The sequence below is a fragment of the Azospirillum brasilense genome (assembly GCF_022023855.1).
Classification (GTDB): Bacteria; Pseudomonadota; Alphaproteobacteria; order Azospirillales; family Azospirillaceae; genus Azospirillum; species Azospirillum brasilense_F.
Map to the genome: position 1 here is coordinate 2,155,546 of NZ_CP059449.1, position 22,181 is coordinate 2,177,726.

General features: G+C 68.3%; 21 protein-coding genes. 9 read left to right on the forward strand and 12 right to left on the reverse strand.

Going from position 1 to position 22,181, the window contains the following annotated elements; genetic code table 11:
- Positions 1-7: 7 nt before the first annotated feature.
- Together H1Q64_RS10205 and H1Q64_RS10210 are read right to left on the reverse strand one after the other, a co-directional pair.
- Positions 8-1,102: an NAD(P)H-dependent flavin oxidoreductase gene (locus H1Q64_RS10205; RefSeq protein WP_237903401.1), complete on the reverse strand. Its 1,095-nt coding sequence runs from the start codon at positions 1,100-1,102 to the stop codon at positions 8-10.
- 132 nt (positions 1,103-1,234) lie between these two features.
- Entirely contained in the window at positions 1,235-3,271 is a 2,037-nt protein-coding gene (locus H1Q64_RS10210; RefSeq protein ID WP_237903402.1) for a molybdopterin oxidoreductase family protein, read from the reverse strand.
- A 222-nt stretch (positions 3,272-3,493) separates the two neighbouring features.
- Between H1Q64_RS10210 and H1Q64_RS10215 the strand changes: the two genes are divergently transcribed.
- From H1Q64_RS10215 to H1Q64_RS10225, 3 genes are all read left to right on the forward strand, one after another.
- A complete protein-coding gene (locus H1Q64_RS10215; RefSeq protein ID WP_237903403.1) occupies positions 3,494-4,249 on the forward strand; it encodes a transporter substrate-binding domain-containing protein in 756 nt (251 codons plus the stop codon).
- A 60-nt stretch (positions 4,250-4,309) separates the two neighbouring features.
- Entirely contained in the window at positions 4,310-5,908 is a 1,599-nt protein-coding gene (locus H1Q64_RS10220; protein ID WP_237903404.1) for a methyl-accepting chemotaxis protein, read from the forward strand.
- Positions 5,909-6,027: 119 nt separating this feature from the next.
- Positions 6,028-6,384, forward strand: coding sequence for a zinc ribbon domain-containing protein YjdM (locus H1Q64_RS10225; RefSeq protein WP_145686769.1), 357 nt, complete (start codon positions 6,028-6,030; stop codon positions 6,382-6,384).
- A gap of 90 nt (positions 6,385-6,474) precedes the next feature.
- Here H1Q64_RS10225 and H1Q64_RS10230 read toward each other — a convergent pair whose 3' ends face one another.
- The 3 genes from H1Q64_RS10230 to H1Q64_RS10240 all read right to left on the reverse strand — a co-directional run bounded on the left by H1Q64_RS10230 (position 6,475) and on the right by H1Q64_RS10240 (position 9,601).
- The gene (locus H1Q64_RS10230; protein ID WP_237903405.1) at positions 6,475-7,773 is read right to left on the reverse strand and encodes a TRAP transporter large permease; all 1,299 of its coding nucleotides are present in this window, start codon (positions 7,771-7,773) and stop codon (positions 6,475-6,477) included.
- A complete protein-coding gene (locus H1Q64_RS10235) occupies positions 7,770-8,468 on the reverse strand; it encodes a TRAP transporter small permease (protein ID WP_237903406.1) in 699 nt (232 codons plus the stop codon). The genes H1Q64_RS10230 and H1Q64_RS10235 overlap by 4 nt, the downstream gene beginning before the upstream one ends.
- 122 nt (positions 8,469-8,590) lie before the next feature.
- Positions 8,591-9,601 (reverse strand): TRAP transporter substrate-binding protein, encoded by a 1,011-nt coding sequence (locus H1Q64_RS10240; RefSeq protein ID WP_237903407.1) that lies wholly within the window; start codon positions 9,599-9,601, stop codon positions 8,591-8,593.
- A gap of 150 nt (positions 9,602-9,751) precedes the next feature.
- Here H1Q64_RS10240 and H1Q64_RS10245 point away from each other — a divergent pair, with 150 nt between their 5' ends.
- From H1Q64_RS10245 to H1Q64_RS10255, 3 genes are all read left to right on the forward strand, one after another.
- Positions 9,752-11,782: a sensor histidine kinase gene (locus tag H1Q64_RS10245; RefSeq protein WP_237903408.1), complete on the forward strand. Its 2,031-nt coding sequence runs from the start codon at positions 9,752-9,754 to the stop codon at positions 11,780-11,782.
- On the forward strand, positions 11,775-12,377 hold the full coding sequence (locus tag H1Q64_RS10250; RefSeq protein WP_237903409.1) for a response regulator transcription factor: 603 nt from the start codon (positions 11,775-11,777) through the stop codon (positions 12,375-12,377). Before H1Q64_RS10245 ends, H1Q64_RS10250 begins: the two co-directional genes overlap by 8 nt.
- Positions 12,378-12,510: 133 nt before the next feature.
- A complete protein-coding gene (locus tag H1Q64_RS10255) occupies positions 12,511-14,274 on the forward strand; it encodes a sensor histidine kinase (RefSeq protein ID WP_237903410.1) in 1,764 nt (587 codons plus the stop codon).
- Between the two features lie 27 nt (positions 14,275-14,301).
- Here H1Q64_RS10255 and H1Q64_RS10260 read toward each other — a convergent pair whose 3' ends face one another.
- Entirely contained in the window at positions 14,302-14,622 is a 321-nt protein-coding gene (locus H1Q64_RS10260) for a hypothetical protein (RefSeq protein WP_014240637.1), read from the reverse strand.
- Between the two features lie 511 nt (positions 14,623-15,133).
- On the reverse strand, positions 15,134-15,400 hold the full coding sequence (locus H1Q64_RS10265) for a (2Fe-2S)-binding protein (protein WP_237903411.1): 267 nt from the start codon (positions 15,398-15,400) through the stop codon (positions 15,134-15,136).
- Between the two features lie 201 nt (positions 15,401-15,601).
- On the opposite strand from H1Q64_RS10265, the gene H1Q64_RS10270 reads away from it, so the two are divergent.
- Together H1Q64_RS10270 and H1Q64_RS10275 are read left to right on the forward strand one after the other, a co-directional pair.
- Complete coding sequence (locus H1Q64_RS10270; RefSeq protein WP_237903412.1) at positions 15,602-16,579, forward strand: alpha/beta hydrolase family protein; 978 nt, start codon at positions 15,602-15,604, stop codon at positions 16,577-16,579.
- Positions 16,580-16,588: 9 nt separating this feature from the next.
- A complete protein-coding gene (locus H1Q64_RS10275; RefSeq protein ID WP_237903413.1) occupies positions 16,589-17,548 on the forward strand; it encodes an SAM-dependent methyltransferase in 960 nt (319 codons plus the stop codon).
- A gap of 6 nt (positions 17,549-17,554) precedes the next feature.
- Here H1Q64_RS10275 and H1Q64_RS10280 read toward each other — a convergent pair whose 3' ends face one another.
- Positions 17,555-18,610 (reverse strand): patatin-like phospholipase family protein, encoded by a 1,056-nt coding sequence (locus tag H1Q64_RS10280; RefSeq protein ID WP_237903414.1) that lies wholly within the window; start codon positions 18,608-18,610, stop codon positions 17,555-17,557.
- 313 nt (positions 18,611-18,923) lie between these two features.
- Here H1Q64_RS10280 and H1Q64_RS33825 point away from each other — a divergent pair, with 313 nt between their 5' ends.
- Complete coding sequence (locus H1Q64_RS33825) at positions 18,924-19,052, forward strand: hypothetical protein (protein ID WP_256380053.1); 129 nt, start codon at positions 18,924-18,926, stop codon at positions 19,050-19,052.
- A 32-nt stretch (positions 19,053-19,084) separates the two neighbouring features.
- Here H1Q64_RS33825 and H1Q64_RS10285 read toward each other — a convergent pair whose 3' ends face one another.
- The 4 genes from H1Q64_RS10285 to H1Q64_RS10300 form a co-directional block, all read right to left on the reverse strand.
- A complete protein-coding gene (locus H1Q64_RS10285) occupies positions 19,085-19,708 on the reverse strand; it encodes a LysE family translocator (protein ID WP_174450713.1) in 624 nt (207 codons plus the stop codon).
- A gap of 19 nt (positions 19,709-19,727) precedes the next feature.
- The gene (locus tag H1Q64_RS10290) at positions 19,728-20,183 is read right to left on the reverse strand and encodes an Lrp/AsnC family transcriptional regulator (RefSeq protein WP_237903415.1); all 456 of its coding nucleotides are present in this window, start codon (positions 20,181-20,183) and stop codon (positions 19,728-19,730) included.
- Positions 20,184-20,232: 49 nt separating this feature from the next.
- Positions 20,233-20,514 (reverse strand): rubredoxin, encoded by a 282-nt coding sequence (locus H1Q64_RS34105; RefSeq protein ID WP_419468805.1) that lies wholly within the window; start codon positions 20,512-20,514, stop codon positions 20,233-20,235.
- Between the two features lie 87 nt (positions 20,515-20,601).
- Complete coding sequence (locus H1Q64_RS10300; protein WP_237903416.1) at positions 20,602-21,864, reverse strand: pentapeptide repeat-containing protein; 1,263 nt, start codon at positions 21,862-21,864, stop codon at positions 20,602-20,604.
- Positions 21,865-22,181 lie beyond the last annotated feature (317 nt).

A 22,181-nucleotide genomic window follows, 5' to 3' on the forward strand; every position in this document is an offset into this window, starting at 1 on the left:
CCGCCTGTCAGGTGTTTCCCGTCAGGCGCCGGACCGCGGCGTCGGTTTCGTCCACTAGCCGCGCCATCAGTTCCGCCGCCGTCTGCCGCCGCGCAAGACGGACGCCCTGTCCGGCCCACAGCGAGAGGAACTCGGCGCGCCCCTGCTGCGCCGCGGCGGTGCGCATCGGGCGGGTCAGCGCGTTCTGAAGGGGGAAGGGCAGGGCGTCGCCGTCCGCGATGTTCTCCATGACCCGGTTCACGATCCCGCGCGCCGGGCGTCCCGAGAAGGCGCGGGTCACGCGCGTCTGCGTCTCGCGGGCGTCGAGGATCGCCCGCTTGTGCGCCTCGGGGATGCCGGCCTCCGCGCAGGTCAGGAAGGCGGTGCCCATCTGCACCCCGGCGGCGCCCAGAGCCAGCGCCGCCGCGATGCCGCGCCCGTCCATGATGCCGCCGGATGCCAGCACGGGCAGGTTCACCGCGTCCACCACCTGTGGAACCAATGCCATGGTGCCGACCAGACCCGCGGCGAAGTCCACCTCTCCCGAGCCCGTAGCGAAACTGCCGCGGTGCCCGCCGGCCTCGGCCCCCTGGGCGATCACGGCGTCCATGCCGGCCCGTTCCAGCGCAATGGCTTCCTCGACGCCGGTCGCCGTGCCGATCAGGAGCATGCCCCGCGCCTTGATGGCGGCCAGCGCGTCGGCGGGCGGGATGCCGAAGGTGAAGCTGAAGGCCGCCGCCCCGCAGTCCAGCGCCGCCGCCAATTGGGCGGCGAAGCCGTCGGCTCCCAGGACCGGTGTCCCGGGAGCGGGCAGGCCGAGATCGGTGTGGTAGCGCGCAATGGCGGCGACCGCCGCGTCCATCCTCCCGGCGTCCGGTGCTTCGGGCGCGGGCAGCGGGGCGAACAGGTTGATCCCGAAGGGGCGGGCGGTCCGGGCGCGGATCGCCCGCGCCCGTTCGGCGATCTGGTCCGGTGACAGATAGGCCGCGCCGACGAAGCCGATGCCGCCGGCCTCGCCCACCGTGGCGACGAGGTCCGCCGTGTCGGCGCCCCCGGCCATCGGGGCCTGGACAATGGGGTTGGACAGGCCCAGGCGCTGGGTCAGAGTGGTGTGAACCGGCATCGCGCCGCCCTCCGCTTTCGGTAATCCGCGGAGGGAGGCTAGGACAGTCCGGCCATCGTGAAAAATGATTTGTTCAGATGGGACGGATCACGTCCGGTGATGGGAGCCGGAACCGGCTCAGGCGGCGCGCAGTCACACCGCCGTGTCGTGGAAGGCGGCACCGCCCGCCGGCGGGATCGGCTCGGGCGAGGTCAGGGTGTTGATCCCGATCCCTTCCAGGAAGGCGCTGTTCGGCCAGATGCCCTCGACGATCACCACGCCGCGCGGCACTCCGGTGAAGGGCTTGGCGTGGACGACGACGCTGCCCAGCCCGTTGCCGAGGCGCACGGCGTCGCCTTCGGCCAAGGCGAGGTCCGCCGCGTCCTCCGGATGGATCAGGACGGTGGGACGGCCTTCGCGGCGCTGGGCGGTCACCGTCTCGGTGAAGCTGGAGTTCAGGAACTGCCGCGCCGGGGCGGTGACGAGGCGGAAGGGATGCTCCGCGTCCGCCGGGCGGCCCGGCGTCATGTGGTCGGGCAGTTCCGGCAACTGGCCGGCGCCGTAGGGGCCGAGCGCCGCCCAGTCCGGCGCGAAGCGGAACCGCCCGTCCGGGAAGGCGAAGCCGTTGAGGAAATGCGAGGTCTCGAAATCCGGTTGGGCGTCGATCCAGCGCTGCTCGGTCAGGGTGGCGGCGTCGGTCAGGCCGGAGGTCTTCAGCATGGAGTCGATGATCTCCAGCGCGCTCATGCCGAAGCCCGGATGCTCGGCGCCGACGCGGCGGGCCAGCTCGGAAATCACCCAGTGGTTCTCGCGCGATTCGAACTGCGGCTCGATCACCTTGCGGCCGATCAGGATGTGCATCTGCCCGCCGCCGCGGTAGAGGTCGTCATGCTCCAGGAAGGTGGTGGCGGGGATGACGATGTCGGCCAGTTGCGCCGTGTCGGTCATGAACTGCTCGTGCACCGCCACGAACAGGTCGTCGCGCAGGAAGCCGCGGCGCACGCGGGCGCTGTCCGGGCAGATCGCCGCCGGGTTGGTGTTCTGGATCAGCATGGCGGTGACCGGGGGGCCGCCGGTGATGTCCTCGCCGGTCAGTACGGCGCCGATGCGCGACTGGTCGAAGCCGCGCACGGTGGTGTCCAGCCGGTCCAGCCCCTCCGACAGGGTGCGGTCGATGCTGTAGATGCCCGACGAGCAGTAGAGCGCCCCGCCGCCCTTGTGCGCCCAGGCGCCGGTGACCACCGGCAGGCAGGACACCGCGTGCATCTGAGCCGCGCCGTTGTGGGCGCGCGTAAGCCCGTAGCCCAGCCGCAGATAGCTGCGCTTGGTCGTGCCGTAAAGCCGGGCGAAGCCGACGATCTCCTCCACAGTCAGGCCGGTGATCGCCGCCGCCCATTCGGGCGTGCGGGTGGCGAGATGCGCCTCGAACCGGTCCGCCCCGGCGGCGTAGCGGTCGAGATAGGCGCGGTCGGCCAGCCCTTCGCGGAACAGGACGTGCATCACCGCGCAGGCCAGCGCCCCGTCGGTGCCGGGGCGCAGCATCAGATGCAGGTCCGACACCTCCGCCGTGCCGGTGCGGTAGGGATCGATGGTGACCAGCTTCGCCCCGCGGCCCTTGCGGGCGCGGCTGACGTGGGTCATCACATTGACCTGGGTCGCCACCGGGTTGCCGCCCCAGTTCACGATCAGGTCGCTGTCGGCCATCTCGCGCGGGTCGGCGCCGCGGATGTCGCCGTGGCCGGCCAGCCAGCCCATGTTGGCCGGCGTGTCGCAGACCGTGCTGATCTGCCGGGAATAGCCCTTTGCGTGGCGCAGCCGCTGGATGCCGCCGCGCTGCACCAGCCCCATGGTGCCGGCGTAGAAATAGGGCCAGACGGCTTCCGCGCCATGGACCCGCTCGGCGTCCAGGAAGGCATCGGCGATGCGGTCCAGCGCCTCATCCCAGCCGATTTCCACCCATTGGCCGGACCCCTTGGGGCCGGTGCGCCGCAGGGGAGTCCTCAGCCGGTCGGGGGAATGGACGCGCTCCGCGTAGCGGCTGACCTTCGCGCAGATGACGCCCGCCGTGTAGCTGTTGGCTGCGGCCCCACGGACCTTGCCGATGCGGTCCGGTGCCACCCGTTCCACTTCGAGGGCGCAGGTGCTCGGGCAATCGTGCGGGCAGGCGGTCGGCAGGAAGACGGAGTTCACGGAAGGACGCCTCGGCGGGGGAAAACGGGGATCAGCTTATGTCCGGCGTTCGGCTTTCCGCAACCGGTCAGGATTGTTTAAGGACTGCCATCAGATTTCAATATTGCAGTCCTATCCTTGTGGAGGTGCGTCGCGGAAAGATGTATGTTTTCAGAAAAATGCTCGCATAAGGCGGCCTTTTCGCCGGCGCGAGCGCGGAACGACACAGCAAGGGGAAGCCGTATGATCGCGAATGTTGCCGGAGGCGCCCGGCGGACGCTGCGGGCAGGGGTGTTCGCCAGCTTGTTCGGAGCCATGGTCGGGGCCGTTGCCGGCATGGCCGCTCCGGGGATCGCCACGGCGTGGGCAGACGGGGTCAAGCTCGGCTATGTGGAATTCCCGCCCTACACCCAGACCGACGGCGGGGCTGCGAAGGGCAGCCTGATCGAGGCGTTCGACAAGGCCGCCAAGGCGGCCGGGATCGCCTACACCGCCGAATCGGCCCCGGCCCGCCGCCTCTTCTCCGGCATCGCGGACGGCGAGTTCAACATCTTCCTGGGAATCCGCACGGTCAAGGAGTTCGACGGCACCACGCTGATCAGCGCCGCCCCGATCGCCCGGATCGAGCTGAACGCCTACGGCATCGGCGAAGCCCCGGCGGTCAAGGCGAAGGAGGACCTGTCGGGCAAGGCGGTCATCGCGTTGAACGGCTATTCCTACGGCGGCTGGCGCGCCTGGATGGAGGACCCGGCCAACAAGGTGCAGTTGGTCGATGCGCGCACCGCCGACCAGGCGCTGCAGCTTCTCCAGGCCGGGCGGGCGCCGACGCTGCTGCAATACTCGCTGCCAATGCAGCAGGCGCTGGGGGGAAAGACGCTCGCCGACCTGAAGGCGACGCCGGTCCAGAGCCTGGACGTCTACATCGTCGTGTCGAAGAAGACCCCCGACGCCGCGGCGGTTCTGGCGAAGCTCGAAGCCGGGTTCAAGGCGACCCAATAGCGCCGAGGCGGGCGCCGACCGTTCGGCAACCGATTGTTCAGCAAGAGAAAAGGGCGGATCATGACGGTCAGCGGCGCGGCAGACGGGACGCGGGACAGCGGGAATCAAGGCGGTGGTCTGGGGCTGCGCCTGCGGGCGTTGCTGCTGATCGGCGGCGTGCTGCTGGTCTATCAGGTGCTGGCCATCGCCTGGGGGGTGCACAGCTCGGCCAACCAAGCGAAGGAGACGCTGGCGGCGCGCGCCGACATGGTGGCGTCGCTGCAGGCCCGCGCGGCGGCGATCCCGCTCTTCGACTTCGACACCGAGCAGGTGCGCGAGGTCGCCAAGGCGCCGTCATCCGACCCCGACTTCCTCGGCGCCCAGGTGCGCGACGACAAGGCCAAGGTGGTCGCCGAGGTCGGCGACACCAAAGCCGTGAAGGGCTTCATCGAGGTGGTGAAACCCATCGTCGGCGGGCAGGCCGGGCAGCGCAAGACCATCGGCGAGTTCGTCCTGCGCCTGCGCACCGACCGGGTGGAGGCGCGGGTGACCGCCGGCGCGGTGACCCAGATCGTCGTCGGGGCGGTCGCCTTCCTCGCCATCATGGCGGCGCTTTACCTCGTCGTTTCGGCCATCACGCGCCCGCTGATGCAGATCACCGCGATGGTCGGGCGGCTGGCTCAGGGCGACTACGCGGTCGCCGTGCCGGCGCTGGACCGCCGTGACGAGATGGGGGCCATGGCCCGCACCATCGACATGCTCCGCCAGAACGCCCAGCACCGCCAGCAGCTCGAAGCCGAGAAGCTGGCCCGGCAGGCGGAGGAGGCGCAGCGGGGCGAGCGGCTGACCCGCCTCGCCGCCGCCTTCGACCGTTCGGTCCAGGCGACAGTCGGCGAGGCCTCCACCGCCGCCTCGCAGATGAAGGGCAGCGCCAGCAGCATGCTGGAGAGCGCGCTGCGCGCCGACCAGTGCAACGCCTCGGTGGCCGGGGCCGCCGACGAGACCAGCCGCACCGTCCAGACCGCCAGCGCGGCGGCGGAGCAGCTCACCCTGTCGATCCGCAGCATCGCCGAGAGCGTGAAGCAGTCGGTCGCCATGTCCGCCCAGGCCATCGACCGCGCCGACGCCAGCCGCAAGACGGTGGAGGCGCTGGCCGCCGGCGCCGCCAAGATCGGCGAGATCACCAGCCTGATCACCTCCATCGCCGGCCAGACCAACCTGCTGGCCCTGAACGCGACCATCGAGGCGGCGCGGGCCGGGGAGGCCGGCAAGGGCTTCGCGGTGGTGGCGAGCGAGGTGAAGAATCTGGCCAGCCAGACCGCCAAGGCGACGGAGGAGATCGCCACCCAGATCGGCGCCATCCAGTCGGTCACCCAGGAGACCGTGTCCGCCATCGGCGCCATCACCGAAACCATCGGCCAGCTCAGCCAGCGTTCGGCGGAGATCGCCGCCTCGGTCCAGCAGCAATTGGCCGCGACCGGTGAAATCGCCGAGAAGGTCCGCACCGTGGCCGGCGAGGCCGACACCGTGACCCGCAGCATCGCGGTCGCTTCCGGCGCCTCGTCGGAGGTAGCGACGGCGGCCCGCGAGTCGGTGGAGGTCGCCCAGACCCTCCAAGCCCGCTTCGTCGATCTGCGCGACGAGGTGCAGAAGTTCCTGGCCTCGATCAAGGCGGCGTAAACGGCCCGCTATGACACGCAACTTGCCTGCGATGGGCGCGCATGCCCGCCGCGGTCAAGTTGCGTTTCCGGATTTCGCCTCGCCGCACTAGGATGCCGCTCCCGAAAGGCGAGGATGATATGGACGACGGATTGAAGTGCCCGAAATGCAACTCCGAGCATGTCTATCAGGACGGCATGCTGTGGATCTGCCCCGAATGCGCCCATGAATGGAACCCGCAGGCCGAAGGCGGCGCGGGCGCGGAGGCTGCGGCGGATCAGGGGGTGCGGGACGCCAACGGGAACGCGCTGAGCGATGGCGACGCGGTGACGGTCATCAAGGATCTGAAGGTCAAGGGCTCGTCTCTCGTCGTCAAGGGTGGCACCAAGGTGAAAAACATCCGTCTGGTCGATGGGGCCGACGGCCACAACATCGCCTGCAAGATCGACGGCATTGGCGCGATGAATCTGAAGTCGGAATTCGTCAAAAAGGCGTGACGTCCTCCAGCTTCCCCGAAAAGAGAAAACCCCTCGCCGGAGCGCTCCGGCGAGGGGTTTTCCTTATGGGCCATCGCCCGGGGTTGGGGATTACATCATCCCCAGCGCGCGGGGCAGCCAGGTGGAGATGATCGGCACGTAGGTGATCAGCACCAGGAAGCCCAGCATCGCCAGCAGCCACGGCCAGACGGCCACGGTCAGCTCGGTGATGCCCATCTTGGTGATGCCCGACGCGACGTAGAGGTTCAGGCCCACCGGGGGGTGGCACATGCCGACCTCCATGTTCACGACCATCATGATGCCGAAATGGACCGGGTCGATGCCCAGCTTGATGGCGACCGGGAACAGGATCGGCGCCATGATCAGCACGATCGACGACGGCTCCATGAAGTTGCCGGCCATCAGCAGAAGGATGTTGGTCACCAGAAGGAAGGCGATCACACCCAGCCCCTGGGCGACGATCCAGTCGGCGATGCCCTGCGGGATGTTCTCCGACGTCAGCACGAACGAGAACAGCACCGCGTTCGTGATGATGTAGAGCAGCATCGCCGACATGCTGGCCGAGGACAGCAGCACCTTCGGCACGCCGCGCAGCGGCATGTCCTTGTAGACGAAGACCGCGATGATGAAGGCGTAGACGGCGCTCATCGCCGCGGCCTCGGTCGGCGTGAAGACGCCGGAATAGATGCCGCCGATGACGATGACGATCAGCAGGAGGCCCCAGATCGCTTCACGCAGAGCCTTCAGGCGCTGGGCCAGGCTGGCCTTCGGCAGACGCGGGTAGCCGAACTTGCGCGCGCGGTACCAAGTGACGCCGCCCAGCACGAAGGCCAGCATCAGGCCGGGGATGACGCCCGCCATGAAGAGCTGGCCGACCGAGGCGGCGTGCGGGCTGCCGCTGGTGGCGACCGAGTACATCACCATCACGATGGACGGCGGGATCAGGATGCCCAGCGCGCCCGAGGTGGTGATGACGCCGGCGCCGAACTGCTTCGGGAAGCCCTGGGCAACCATCGCCGGAAGCACGATGGAGCCGATGGCCACCACCGTCGCCGGGCTGGAACCGGACACCGCCGCGAACAGGGCGCAGCCCATCACGCCGGCGAGGCCAAGGCCGCCGTGCCAGTGGCCGACCATCGCCGTGGCGAAGTTGATCATGCGGCGGGCCACGCCGCCGTGCGTCAGGAAGTTGCCGGCCAGGATGAAGAACGGGATCGCCATGATCTCGAACTTCTCGATGCCGGTGAACAGCTTCAGCGCCACGGCCTCGATCGGCACATGGGTCATGGTGAAGAGGAACGTCAGAACCGTCAGGCCGAGAGAGATCGAGATCGGCATGCCGGTCAACATCAGAACCAGCAGAAGGCCGAAGATGATGGCGGCGTTCATCGGTCGTTCTCCTTCGGTCCCTTACCGGCCGTCGGGCCGGCGGCCGGGCCGTTGCCGGGCTTGCGGCCCTCGTGATGGGCGATGTCGTGCGGGTGCAGGTTGTCGTCCATCTCGAACCAGTTGACGTCCTGCGCGGCGCGCTGCGGGTCGGTGATATCCTCCTCCAGACCCTCGACATGGCCGTGGTCGTGGTGCGGCAGCTCGCCGGTGCGCAGGAAGTTGACCATCACCTGAAGGAAGCGGAAGCACATCAGGTAGGAGCCGACCGGGATCGCCAGATAGATGATCCACATCGGCCATTCGAGGTCCGCCGAGACCTGCTCGGTGTTCGACATGTGCCAGACGAAGGTGGAACCCATCGTGCCGACGACGCCGGTGAACGTCGCGCCGGCCAGCAGGCCGAACACGATGAACTTCGACCGCATCGGGACGGACAGCTTGTTGATGAGCACGTCCACGCCCACATGAATGCCGGTGCGAACGCCGTACGCGGCGCCGAACTTCGCCATCCAGACGAACATGTAGATGCAGAGTTCCTGCGCCCAGGCCAGATTCCAATGCAGGATGTAGTCCTGGATGACGGGGATGCCGGACGCATAACGGTGGACGACAGCGACGAAGATGATCGTCGTCGCCGCGGCCATCAGGAAGGCGATAAGAATCTCCTCCAGATGGTCTAGGATTTTCATGGGCATGGTGGCTCCGCGCGCAGGAGGAAGCGCCCGCGTCGGGTGAGCGGGCGCTTGCCGAAGGCCGTGCTTTTGTCTTGTTTTCTTGAAAGACCGGGCGGGAGTACCGCCCGGTTATCCGAACCGTGTTACTCGCACTTGGCGGCGTCGGTCTCGGTCTTGATGCTCGCCAGCAATTCCTTGCCGACGCGCGACGCCATGTCCTCGTGGACCGGCAGCATGGCCTGGCGCCACGACGCGCGCTCCTCCTTGGTCAGCTCGTAGAACTTGGTCTTGCCGGCGGCCTTCATCGCCTCCAGCGCCTTGTCGTTCTCTTCCTGGGCGATGTTGTTGGCGTACTCGGTCGCCTCCTTCATCGCGCCGTCGAGCTGGGTGCGGACGTCGGCCGGCAGGCCGTCCCAGAACTTCTTGTTCACGATGACCGCGTAGCCCAGATAGCCGTGGTCGGAGAGCGTGGCGTGACTCTGCACCTCGTGCATCTTCTGGGTGTACATGTTGGACGGCGGGTTCTCGGTGCCGTCGACGACGCCGGTCTGCAGCGCCTGATAGACCTCGGAGAAGGCCATCACCTGCGGCAGGGCGCCGAGCGCACGCATCTGCGCGTCGAGCACCTTCGAGGACTGGATGCGCATCTTGAGGCCCTTGAAATCCGCCGTGGCGTGCAGCGGCTTGTTGGCGCTCATGATCTTGAAGCCGTTGTCCCAATAGGCCAGACCAGTGATGCCCTTGTTCTCCAGCTTCTGGAACAGCTGCTTGCCGATCGTGCCGGTGGTGACCTTCACCAGGGCGGCCTTGCAGGGGAAGATGTAGGGCAGATCGAAGATCTCGAATTCCTTGGCGCCCAGCGGGCCGAACTTGGCCAGCGACGGGGCCAGCATCTGCACGGCGCCGAGCTGCAGGGCCTCCAGCTCCTCCTTGTCCTTGTAGAGCTGGCTGTTCGGGTAGACCTCGACCTTCACCTTGCCGGCGGTGCGCTGCTCGGCCAGCTGCTTGAACTTCTCGGCGCCCTTGCCCTTCGGGGTTTCCGGAGCGACGACGTGGCTGAACTTGATGACGATCGGCTCCTGCGCGGTGGCGGCGGTGGCGGCCATCAGGCAGCCGGCGGCGACGGTGGCGCACAGCAGCGAAACGAACTTCATAGGGGTCATCCTCCACTTGTTGTTGGTCAGACTGATGGTCCGGCCTTTGGTATTCTTTCATTGTTCGATAATTTCTCCCCCGACGCTATTGTGGAAATCCGTAGCTGTGAACGTGACATATTGGTTGCCGTGCCAACACCTCTCCCCCCCATGACCGGCGGTGCGGCCAGCGCCGCCCATGGCCTCGGCCAGCGCGGCCCGGTGCAGGCCATGCCCATCGTAGCGATGGCGCTGGTCGTCCTTCTGTTCGGCGTCTTCCTGTGGGTGCTCCACCGCAGCGAGCGGGAGGAGGAGACTCTCACCCTCATCAAGGACGTGCTCTGGGTGGAGCAGAACCTGCATTTCCAGCTCACCTCCGACGAGGAGAAGCTGCAGTATCTCGCCGAATCGCTGGGGCGCGAGGACACCACACCGGTGAACTACTCGGTGATGGCGCGCCATATCGTGACGGTGAATCCGGCGATCCAGCGGGTGGTGCGGCTGGACCCGCAGGGACGGCCGGTGCGGTCGGAGCCGCCGGTGGACGATGGGCCGGCGCTGGACGACGCCTTCGGCCCCAGCCCGCGCGCCGACGCCTTCCTGATCGCCCGCTCCTCGGGCCGCCGCGCCTATTCGGCGCCCTACCGGCTGGGGGCCGCGGACACCGCCTTCGAGATCGTCATCCCCATCTTCCGCGGGGACCAGTTCGCGGGCGCGCTCGCCGGCGTGCTGTCGATCGACGCCCTGCTGACCCATCACGTGCCCTGGTGGTTCGCCCAGCGCTACCAGCTGGAGGTCATCGACCCCTACGGCGCGGTGCTGGGGACCAAGTCGCGCATCGCCATGCCGGAGCCCCGGCGCAGCCATGTCGTGCCCTTCGATCCGCCGGGGCATGGCCTGACCCTGGTCGCCACGCTGCATCAGCTGTCCGGCAACCTCGGGCGCAACATCCTGATCGCCGCCATCTTCGCGCTGACCGTTTCGGCCCTGTGGAGCCTGTGGGCGGTGCGCCGCCACATCGCCCGGCGAATCCGGGCGGAGGAGGCCCTGCGCGCCGAGCACGCCTTCCGCAAGGCGATGGAGGACAGCCTGACGGTGGGCATGCGCGCCCGCGACCTGGACGGGCGCATCATCTATGTGAATCCGGCCTTCTGCCGCATGGTCGGCTGGTCGGCAGAGGAGTTGGTGGGGGCGGGGCCGGTCATGCCCTACTGGCTGCCCGAGGATCTCGTCCACACCGAGGAGGTCTTCCGCGCCGTCTTGGCCGGCAATGCGCCGGCCAACGGCTTCGAGCTGCGCTTCCGCCGGGCCAACGGCGAGCGGTTCGACGCGCTGATCTACGAGGCCCCGCTGATCGACGCCAAGGGGCGGCACACCGGCTGGATGGGCTCCGTCCTCGACATCACCGAGCGCAAGCGGGCGGAGGAACTGGCCCGCCAGCAGCAGGAACGGCTCCAGCAGACGGCACGGCTCATCACCATGGGCGAGATGGCCTCGACCCTGGCTCATGAGCTGAACCAGCCGCTGTCGGCCATCGCCAGCTATTGCACCGGTTGCCTCAACCGCCTCCAGGCCGGCAGCATCCGGCCGGACGAGCTGGCCACGGCGCTGGAGAAGCTGTCCGGGCAGGCCAAGCGTGCCGGCCAGATCATCCGCCGGATCCACGACTTCGTGCGCAAGAGCGAACCGAACGTCGCTCCCTGCTGCCTGTCCGAGGTTCTGGAGGATTGCGTGGCGCTGATGGAGGCCGACGCCCGTCAGCAAGGGGTGAAGCTGGTGCTGGAGATCGGGCGTGGCCTGCCGGCGGTGATGGCTGACCGCATCCTGCTGCAGCAGGTGGTGGTGAACCTGATGCGCAACGGCATCGAAGCGATGGCCTCGACCCGCCGCGACCGCCGTCGGCTGAGCGTGACGGTGCAGGCGATGGACGGGGCGGTCCTGACGCGCATCCAGGACCGCGGTTGTGGCATTTCGCCCGAAAATGCGGAAAAACTGTTCTCTCCCTTCTTCACCACCAAGACCGAGGGCATGGGCATGGGCCTGAACATCTGCCGGTCCATCATCGAACATCATCAGGGGCGCCTGTGGTTCGAGCCCGCAGCGGACGGCGGCACCGTGTTCCTCTTCTCCCTGCCGGTCCTGTGCGACCCGTCGATGACCGGCGCGGCGGACTCCCACGACGAGAGAGCGGCTGATGTGTGAGCCAAAGCTGCACATCGTCGATGACGACGAGGCGATCCGCGACGCTCTCGGCTGGCTGTTCCAGTCCCGCAACGTTCCGGTGGCCTCCTGGCCGTCGGCGGAGGCGTTCCTTGCCGATTACGACCCGGCCATGGCCGGCTGCCTTCTGCTCGACATCCGCATGGAGGGGATGAGCGGGCTGGAGCTGTTCGACCGGCTGTCCGCCATGGGCTGCCGGATGCCCGTGCTGTTCCTGACCGGCCATGGCGACGTGCCCATCGCCGTGTCGGCCTTGAAGAAGGGTGCCCGCGATTTCGTGGAGAAGCCCTTCAACGACAACGACCTCGTCGACCGGGTGATCGAGGCGCTGGCCTTCGACGCCGGGGAGCGGGCGCGGCAGGCCGGGCAGGCCGGCGTCGCCGCCCGGCTGGCGACCCTGACCCAGCGCGAACGGCAGGTGATGGGGCTGGTGGTGGCCGGCAAGCTGAACAAGGTCATCGCCGACGAGCTGGGGATCAGCATGCGGACCGTCGAGGTGCACCGCGCCCACGTCTTCGAAAAGATGGGCGTCAAGACGGCGGTGGAGCTTGCCCGCATACTCGCGGCGGTGGGGTGAGGAGCAAAGGAAAGCAACCGACGGGCTTGACAGGCGGACCGATGCGGGCGACCCATTGGGGTAGGACGTGCATGCTGCCTTCCCCTGTCCAGTCCGGTCGCCATTCCATTTCCGTCAAAGGTCGGAGAGTGCCTTGCGCCTGCCCTCATCGACGCTTGGTCTGGGGTTAGCCGCCATCGCCCCGCTGCTGCTGTTCCTGGCGGTGGTGGTCTGGATTCTGGATCTCCGGCAGCAGGACGTGCTGGCGGCGGAGTTGGCGGCGCAGGCCCGTTCCGTGATGGTCGCCATCGACCGGGAGCTGGAAAGCAAGGCCCGCCCTCTCGAACTTCTGGCCGCGTTGAGCCGCAACACGGTGGACGATCTCGCCCTGCTGAAGTCGGAGGCCGCGGAGGCCGTGCGAAGCCAGCCGGGCTGGCTGGCGATCGGAATGGTGAGGGTGGAGGATATGTCCCTTCAATTCCATACCCAATATCCGCTGGGCGTCCCCCTGCCGCCCCCGCGTCTGGACGAGGTGACCCGGCAGGTGGTCACCACGCAGCGGACGGTGGTCGGTGGGGTTTTGCCCCCGGGAGGGCCGCCGGGACGCCCGGCACTGATCGTCCGTGCGCCGATGCTGGACCCGGAAGGTCCCCCAGGGGTGCCTGTCCGGCACGTTCTGTCGCTGGCGGTCGGGTTGGAGGGGTTGGGCGCCGTGCTGCGCGGATCGGGGATTCCCCCGGCTTGGACGGTGTCGGTGGTCGATCCCTCCATGGTCATCGCCGCGCGCTCCCACGACCCCGACCTTCATGTCGGTCAGAAGGTCAGGGATATGATGGTGCCCCGGCTGATGGAGCCGCATCCGAAGCTGTTCTCGGCGACAACCCGGGAAGGGCATGAGGCGCTGGTCCTCGTCCATCGCTCGCAGCAGACCGGCTGGTCGATCATCGTGGCCGTCCCGTTCGAGCAGATCAGCGGGCAGTTGAACCAGACGCGCACCACCGTCCTGGCCGGTGCGGCGGGGGCCGGTCTGGCGACGCTGGTGCTGTCGCTGGTGGTGACGCGCCATGTCCGCCGCCGCCGCCACGCGGAGCGTGAGGCCCGTCAGGCCCGTGAGGCCATGTTGGCGGAGCAGCGCCGCCGGCTGGAGGCGGAAAAGGAGCATGCGGAGGCCGCGAACCTCGCGAAGTCCGACTTCCTCGCCAACATGAGCCACGAACTGCGGACACCGCTGAACGCGATCATCGGCTTCAGCGAGGCGCTGATGTCCGGCCTGTTCGGTCCAAGCCCGCCGAAGCATCAGGAGTACATCGCCAGCATCCATGTTTCCGGCCAGCATCTTCTGTCGCTGGTCAACGACGTGCTGGACATGGCGAAGGTGGAGGCGGGGCGCCTGGAACTGTATCCGGAGCCGGTTCAGGTCGCCGTCCTGCTCGGCGAGTGCGTCGAGTTGGTGGAGGCGCTGGCCGGCCAGAAGGGGGTGCGGATGGAATGCTCTCCCGTCGAACCCGGCCTAACGGTGATGGCCGACGCCATGCGCTTGCGGCAGGCGGTCCTGAACCTGCTGTCCAACGCCATCAAATTCACGCCGGCGGGTGGATGGGTGCGTGTGGATGCGGCGCGTAGCGGGGACGGCTGCGTGTCGCTCACCGTCGCCGACACGGGTATCGGCATGTCACCGGAGGACATCAAGATCGCGCTGGAGCCGTTCCGCCAAGTGAACAGCTACATGACCAAGGCCCACTCCGGCACGGGGCTGGGGCTGCCGCTCGCCAAGCGCTTTGTGGAAGCCCACGGCGGTCGGCTGACGTTGAGCAGCGCCCCCGGAGAAGGCACGGTGGTGAACATCGACCTTCCCGGTACCCCATCGCCCACTCCGCCCGCCGAATGTGGAGCCGTCCTGCTGTTGAAGGCGGAGTGATGCGGTCCGGTGCCGGGTTCGTGACGGTCAGGCCGCTTTGCGCCTCAGGCAGGCTTCCATGTGGTCGAGACCGCTGACCAGCTCTTCCGCGGCTTGGTCGGCGATGGCGCGGGCAAAGGCCCAGGCATCGTCCGTGGCGATGCGCGCCGCCTCGACGCGGGCGCATAGCCGGTTGTGCTGGCCGCGCAGAGCGTCCAGCGCGCGCTCCATGTCCTCCCGGCTCATGGCTTCACGAGCCTCGGGACCGGACCGCTCCACCAGCGACCGCAGCCGGTCCAGCCGGTCGGCGGTTGCCTGGAGAAGGTCGCGGCATTCGACGTCGTAAGCGTGCCGGTTGCGGCAGCTCATCTCTCGCTCCTCCCTTCGGATCGCTTGGGACCGTTCGCCTGATCGTCAGGCTTATGGTCCGGGGCGGCGCTGCACTGCGGGTGCCATTTTCCGCATTCTGTGCGTTGCAACAAAATCTCTGCTGCGGCGCCAAAATAAGAAATTCCTCTGGTTGCCTTTCATAGACGTATGAAAGGCATTTCCAGTTCCCAAGAACTTGACGTTTTGTGTGTCTGGCCCAATCGGAAGCGTTCCGTGCCGCTCCGAAGTCTTCGGATTTCTTGAATCCGTCTGGACTCTTTCTGCATCATCGGCCCCGCCCCGTCAAGCGGGCCAGGGGTATAAGACTATGGCGATTTGTCGCAGCCTAATGGAAGATCCCGATTGGTGCCGAGAGGCAGAATTGCGGCACAAAAACGGTGGACCAGCCTCGAAATAAATCGGCGGACTTCTGGATTAAAGGAGACGTTCGAGTCGAAGGGGTGGCGGCTGTTGTCGCTGTGACTTGGAGGGAGGGGGAGGGCGGCGCCCGCTACTCGGCCGCGACGCCGTAGGGGAAGCTATCGGCGTTGGCCGGCTCCGGCAGCAGGGCTGGCTGCTGCGTTGCGGCGTGGCTGGGGCAGGCCTCGCACTGGTTCGCGCAATGGCTTTGGGCCATCTCCCGCATCATCGGCACGCATTTGCCGCACTGGACCTGACGCTCGTAATGCCGAAAGACGGAGGCCGGGGTGCGGGCGCCATTCTCCAGCGCCTTGGTAACCTGCTTGTCGTTCAGCGCGTGGCAGATGCAGACGTACATGGGCCCCCGGCAGCGGTGCGTGTTGTGCGGTCGTGCTGGGGCCAATGTGCTGCGACTGAGAATGATTGTCAATTGATCTGAATCATGACGACCAAATTTGAGCGGATTGCGGCGGAATGTCACAGCCCTGGCGAACGGGGGATGCGGCTACCTCCGTCGTCGATGCCTTTCTTCAAGCGGTGGGAGGATGCGGTGCTGCGAATGGGGTGGCTGCTGATCGCCGGGGGCGCGGTCCTTTGGGCTGGTGCTGCCGCGGCGGAGGTGGGCATGCGCGTGCTGGCCTTCACCGATCCGGCGGACGGCGGCATGGCCCGCGCGGTGGTCTGGTATCCGACGGACGCGCCGGAAACGCCGGTGCGGCGCGGCCCCTTCACGTTCCGGGTGGCGGAGGGCGGGCCGGTGGCCGAGGGGCGCCACCCGCTGGTGGTCCTGTCCCACGGGTCCGGAGGAAGCGCCTTCGGCCACGCGGACACCGCCATGGCGCTGGCCCGGCGCGGCTATGTGGTCGCCGCGGTCCATCACCGGGGCAACGCCTTCGACGACGATCGGGACGCCGGCACGGAGCGGATGTGGCGCAAGCGCCCGGCCCAGCTTACCGCCACGCTCGACCATCTTCTGGCGGAGCCGGAGCTGGCCGACCGCCTCGACGGCGAACGCGTCGGCGCCCTCGGCTTCTCGGCGGGCGGATACACGGTTCTGGTGGCCGCCGGCGGGGTGGCGGAGCTGGGACGCATCGCCGCCCATTGCCGCACCCCGCCCGCCGGTGAGCGCTTCTGCCATCTTGGGAACGAGGAGACGCAGGCTCGTGTCGAGGCGCGCGACCGGCGCATCCGTGCCGCCGTCCTGATGGCGCCGGTCGGCGTTCCTTTCTCCAAGGACGGCCTCGCCGGGGTGACGATTCCCATCCTCCTGTACCGGGCGGAGCGGGACGAGCAAATCGCGGCTTCCCAGGTCGAGGGCCTACGTGACCGGTTGCCCGTGCCACCCGAATACGAGGACGTGAGCGATGCCGGGCACTTCGCCTTCATGATGCCCGTTCCCGCCGCCATCGCGGTGGAGGTCGGACCGCCGGCCTGGGACCCGCCGGGCTTCGACCGGGCGGCTTTCCACGAGCGACTGAACGCGGAGATCGCCAATTTCTTCGACCGCGCTCTTGCAATCGAACGCCAGGGGCGCTAGCCCCTCGGCATGAGCGACTCATCCGACACTTCGTCCGCCCGTCCGTTGCCGGCGCACACCCCCCTGGGGCAGACCATCTATCTGGCGCCCGAGGGCTTCGTTCAGGACCTCGTGGCCGAACTGGGCGACGTGACGGCGGTGGAGGACCGGCTGGTCTTCGCCGACGGGCCGGCGCGTTCCGCCGCCTGGGCCCAGAACATCTGGCACGACCCGGTGCGGATCGAGTTCGCGTCGATCAAGGAGGGCGCGCGGGCCCTGCGCTCCATCCAGCGCAACTGGGCGCTGTGGACGCTGCGCCATCACCGCCGGGCCAGCCTGATCCAGGACAACCTGCCCCATGTCTCGGCCAAGCCGGTGGTCTTCCCGTCGCCGCTGCCGACCGCCCCGCTGGGCTCCTGGACGCTGCTGGATGAGAACACCATCGTCGCGGCGGCGCGCTGTTCCAGCCCCTACCGCCACGGCGAGGTCACCTTCGTCGAGAACCGGACGGTGCCGCCCAACCGCGCCTATCTGAAGCTGTGGGAAGCGCTGACCCTGTTCGGCGAACAGCCGGGGCCGGGCGACCGCTGCATCGACCTCGGCGCCTGCCCCGGCGGCTGGAGCTGGGTGCTTCACGAGCTGGGCGCCAGCGTGGTCAGCGTCGACAAGGCGCCGCTCGATCCGGCCATCGCAGCCCTGCCGCGCATCGAGTTCCGCCAGGAGAGCGCCTTCGGCCTGAAGCCGCAGGATGTTGGGCCGGTGGATTGGCTGTGCTGCGACGTGATCTGCTACCCCACGCGCCTGCTGCGGCTGGTGAACCAGTGGATGGAGAGCGGGTTGGCCAAGCGCTTCATCTGCACGCTGAAGTTCCAGGCCGAGACGGACCACGAGACGGCCCGCGCCTTCGCCGCGATCCCCGGCGGGCGGGTGCTGCACCTGAACCACAACAAGCACGAGCTGACCTGGATGTGGCCGGCGGCTCCCGTCTGAGCGCAGCTATGCCCGGCGCAGGGCCAGCTCCAGTGCGGGTTTGAGGATCGAGGCGGCGCCGTAGCCGATCTCCACCACCTCCTCCGCGCGGTCGAACTCCAGGATGCCGATGTGGGCGAGGCGTGGCGCGATGAGCACGTCGGGCGGCTCGCCGGCCAGACGGGAGCGGGTAATGCGGTCCTGCATGATGTCGATCGACCCGGCCATCACGTCCATCACGTTGGGCGGGACGTTGGAGGCCGGGGGGCGCGTCAGCTGGTCGGCGAGGAACCGCGTGCGCGCCGCCGGGCGCCGTCCCATCCAGGAGGCGATCTGCGAGGTCAGGGTGGAGAAGACGGGGGAGGTCGCATCCCCCGCCGGGGCCATCGCCACCTCCGGCACGGGCTGGGCCTGCTGCATCCGGGCCTCCTGCATCTGAGACGCCTGCATCTGGGCCGGCTTCGCCTCCGCCGCCTTGCGCAGCTTGGCGGCGCCGCGACCGGAGGGGCGGCTCAGCGGCGACAATTCGCTGTTCAGGTTGACCGCGATCACCACGTCCGCGCCCAGCGCGCGGCAGAGCGACACCGGCACCGGGTTGACCAGCGCGCCGTCCACCAGCCAATGGTCGTCGCGCCGCACCGCCGGAAACAGGCCGGGCATGGCGGCCGACGCCTGCACCGCGCTGAGCATCGGCCCGTCGCGCAGCCAGATCTCCCGCCCGGTGCCGAGGTCGGTGGCGACCGCGGCGAAGGGCTTGCGCAGCTGATCGATGGTGACTTCGGTGCGATGGTTGCGGAAGCGGTCGAAGGTGCGGTCGGCGGCCAGCAGCCCGCCGCGGCGGAAGGTCAGGTCGATGATGCCGAGCATGCCGAGCCAGCCCATGCTCTGAGCCCATGCCTGCAACTCGTCCAACTGGTCTGTCAGGTAGGCCGCGCCGACCACCGCGCCGATGGAGGTTCCGCAGATCACGTCGGGCTCGACCCCGATCTCCTCCAACGCGCGCAGAACGCCGATGTGCGCCCAGCCACGCGCCGCACCGCTGCCCAGGGCCAGTCCGATCTTCAGTCCGCTCACCGCCAGCACCTCATGTCTTTGGGCTTGGTCAGGCTTGTCCGGCGCCGACGCGTCGATGGGTGTCCAAAGGGATTTGGGGCATCGGACCGTCGGTGGAAACCCTTCCATCCGGGGGACGCGGGACGCGCCCGGAGCCCTCCTCATGGGGGATGCCGAAAATTGTACCCGCTTTTGCCCTCTATTTGACTTGCATCAGTTTTTCTTCCGATTACCTGTGGCATTGCGATGGATGAAAGAGTTTCCGGGCGACGTTAACCAAACATCAACTGGAAGCGTCCAATGTCGCTCTCAACACGGACAGTCAGGGATGGCGGAGGTTGCCATGGCCCAGGATCTCAAGAGTTTCAAGAAGGATTGGCAGCGCTGGTCGGCGGCGGAGAAGCTGACAGCGGTGGCCATCCTGATCGTCGCCGCGGTCGCTCTGGGCGGCCCGGTGACCATTCTGTTCTGATTTGCTCCGGGTGACCGGCGTATCCCGTCTCCTCACAGGAGGGAGGCAAGGGCCGCGATCCCGAACACTCCCAGCACCGCACCCGAGACGCGGTTGATCCACAGCATGGCGGCGGGCGTAACCCGGCGCCGGAACGCCCCGACCGAGGCGCTGAGCCCCAACCACCACATCGCCGACCCGGTGAAGACGCCCGCCACGAGCAGGGCGGCCACGCCGGTGCTGCTCCCGTCCCCCGCCGACACGCCCAGCCCGCCGAACACCGCGGCGAAGCTGAGGATCGTCGCCGGGTTGGCGAGGGTCAGCGCGAAGGTGGAGGCGTAGGCCCCGGCCAGACCGCCGCCGCCGCGGGCGTCCGCGGCGCGCTCCGCCGGGCGGGCGCGCAGGGTGCTCCAGCCCAGCCACAGCAGCATCAGCCCGCCGACCAGCTTCAGCGCCACCTGCGCGCCCAGGAGCGCGTCGGTGACCAGAACCACCCCGAAGCCGGCGATGGCGCCATAGACCGCGTCCGCGCTGGCCGCGCCGAGCCCGCTGACGAAGCCGTGGGCCGGCCCGTCGGCCAGGGTGCGCCGGATGCACAAAAGCCCGATCGGCCCGACCGGGGCGGCGATGCTGAATCCGATGATCAGGCCCTTGAGCAGGGCGGGCAGCGTGTCCATGACGGGTGCTCCGGGTGGCTCAATCTGAAGCGATGGGAAGGATCGGCGTTTCCTTGACCGAGGAGAGCGCGATCACGGTGTGGGAGCGCACGACACCGGGCAGGGCCTTCAGCCGGTCGGACAGGAAGCGCTCCAGCGCCTCCGTGTCGGCCACGCGCACCTTGAGCAGATAGGACCAGTCCCCGGTGACGTGGTGGCACTCCTGAACCGCCGGCGTGGCGCGCATGGCGTCGCGGAAGGGCGCGTCATGCGCCGGACGGTCGAGCAGCACTTCGACGAAGGCCAGCACATCCAGGCCGGCGGCCTTGGGCGACAGCCGCGCCCCCCAACCCTGGATCACGCCGTTGGCCTGCAGCTTCTTCAGCCGCTCGTTCACGGCGGACACCGAGAGTCCGGCCGCCGTCCCGATGTCGGCGTAGGAAGCGCGTCCGTCCTGCTGGATGTGCGCGATGATTTTGCGGTCTATATCGTCCATGACCGCAATAATTGCCGATTATGCAGGCGACGACAAGTCAATTTTCGGATCAGTCGCCCATCCGGCGGAAATCCGGCTTGCCGGCGCCGCAGCGTGGGCAGAACCAATCCGCCGGCAAATCCTGAAAGGCGGTGGCCGCCGGCGCGCCGTGCTCCGGGTCGCCGTCGCGGGGGTGATACTCGTAGCCGGGGCAATCACCGCCGCCGCACCGCCAGATTTCGGACAGGCGCGGATCCTCGGCCCGCGTGGGGCGGACGAACAGGGCGAGGATGACGGCGGGGATCAGGCGCAAGGCGCCACGCCGCTGAAGGGGGCGGGGAGGGGTGGGCATGGCGGACCGTCCGGCGGATCGAGGTGCCGGATTATGCCCCTCGATCCTTTGCGGGATGATGACGGTCGTGAAGCGTAGGGAAGCGGGTCAGCGCCGCCGCGGCGCCTTGCCCTTGAGATGGGCGCGCTGGAGCTTCGCGCCGGCCAGATCCGCCCCGTCAAGGTCGGCGTTCTCCAGATCGGCGTCGGTCAGGTTCGCCTGAACCATGCGGGAATCGGTCAGCATGGCCTGCCGCAGGTCGGCGCCCATCAGATTGGCGGCCCAGGAGCGGCCCGTGGGACGCCCGCTGGGGTCCTTGATCTCGGCGGGGCCAAGGTTGACCCGCGTCAGGTCGGCCCCGGTCAGCCGGGCGAAACTGAGGTTGGCGCCGGACAGGTCGGCCCCCATCAGGTTCGCGCGCTCCAGATTGGCGCCGGACAGGTCGGCCATCATCAGCCGGGAGCCGGTCAGCGCCGCGTCGGACAGGTTGGCGCCGCGCAGCGAGGCAGCGCTGAGATTGACGCCGCGCAGGTCGGCGCGGCTGAGGTCGGTGCCGTCCAGTTCGGCGCGCTCGCCGCGCTGGCCGACGCTGTCGATCCAACGCTCATGGTCGAAGATCGCCCGCTGGATTTCCGATCCCATGCTGTCGATCGGGCGGGTCAGACAGGCGGAACCGAGCTTGGCCTGCGAGAGGTCGCAATCGACCATCCGTGTGCCGACCAGATCGGCGTTGTCGAAGGTGCAGCCGTCCAGCAGGGCGCCGGTCAGGTTGGCCCCGTTCAGCCGCGCGCCCGACAGGTTGGCGTCGGTCAGCACCGCGCCGGTCAGGTTGGCGTTCTGAAGCACCGCCCCGCACAGGTCGGCTTCCGTCAGGTTGGCACCGGCCAGCACGGCGCCGGTCAGGTCGGTCGGGATGCCGCCCTCCGCCGTGGCGCCGCCCTGCAGGCGGGCCAGGGCGGTCCGGTGGGTTTGCCGGGTGGCTTCGGCGTCCTGGGCGTCTGGATGAGCGTCCGGGCCTGTGCCACGGCGGGCGCCGCCGCCCGGTTCCAGCGTTCCGGCGCGCAGATCGGCACCGCGCAGGTTGGCGTTCGAGAAATCGGCGGAGCGCAGCCGGGCACCGCGCAGATCCGTCTGCATGAGATTGGCGCGCGTGATGTCCGCATCGCGCAGATCCACGCCGAACAGGTCGGCGCCGGCCAGATTGGTGCCGCTGAGCCGGCAGCGCGCCAGCTTCGCTCCGACCAGCCGGGCGCCGCGCAGGTCGCGCTGGGCCAAGTCGGCGCCCTCCAGGTCGGCCAGCGCCAGATTGGCGCGCGCACCGCCCGGCTGGCCCTTGATCCAACGGGCATGCCGGTCCAGGACTTCGGCCAACTGATCGGGCCGAAGATAGGAGGGTGCCGGCGCAGGGGCTGTAGCGACGGGGGGCACGGGCAGGATTCTGACGGGAGTTGTTTTCGCTATCCAAACTATGGGGGTAGATTCCTTACCGAAGGCTAAACGGTAAAGGTCGCGGTACTACCCCTTATGGTAGCCGTTTTTTACCCTGACCTTGTCACGATCGGATCCAGTGTGAGACTCGGGCGAATCGGAAGCGGGGTGCGCTGTGTTTCAGCGCTGTAACGCACCCGTCGCCTTGCCGGCCATCGCACGGCCGCCCTGGCAAGCCCAGGAAACACGGGCCTTTTAAA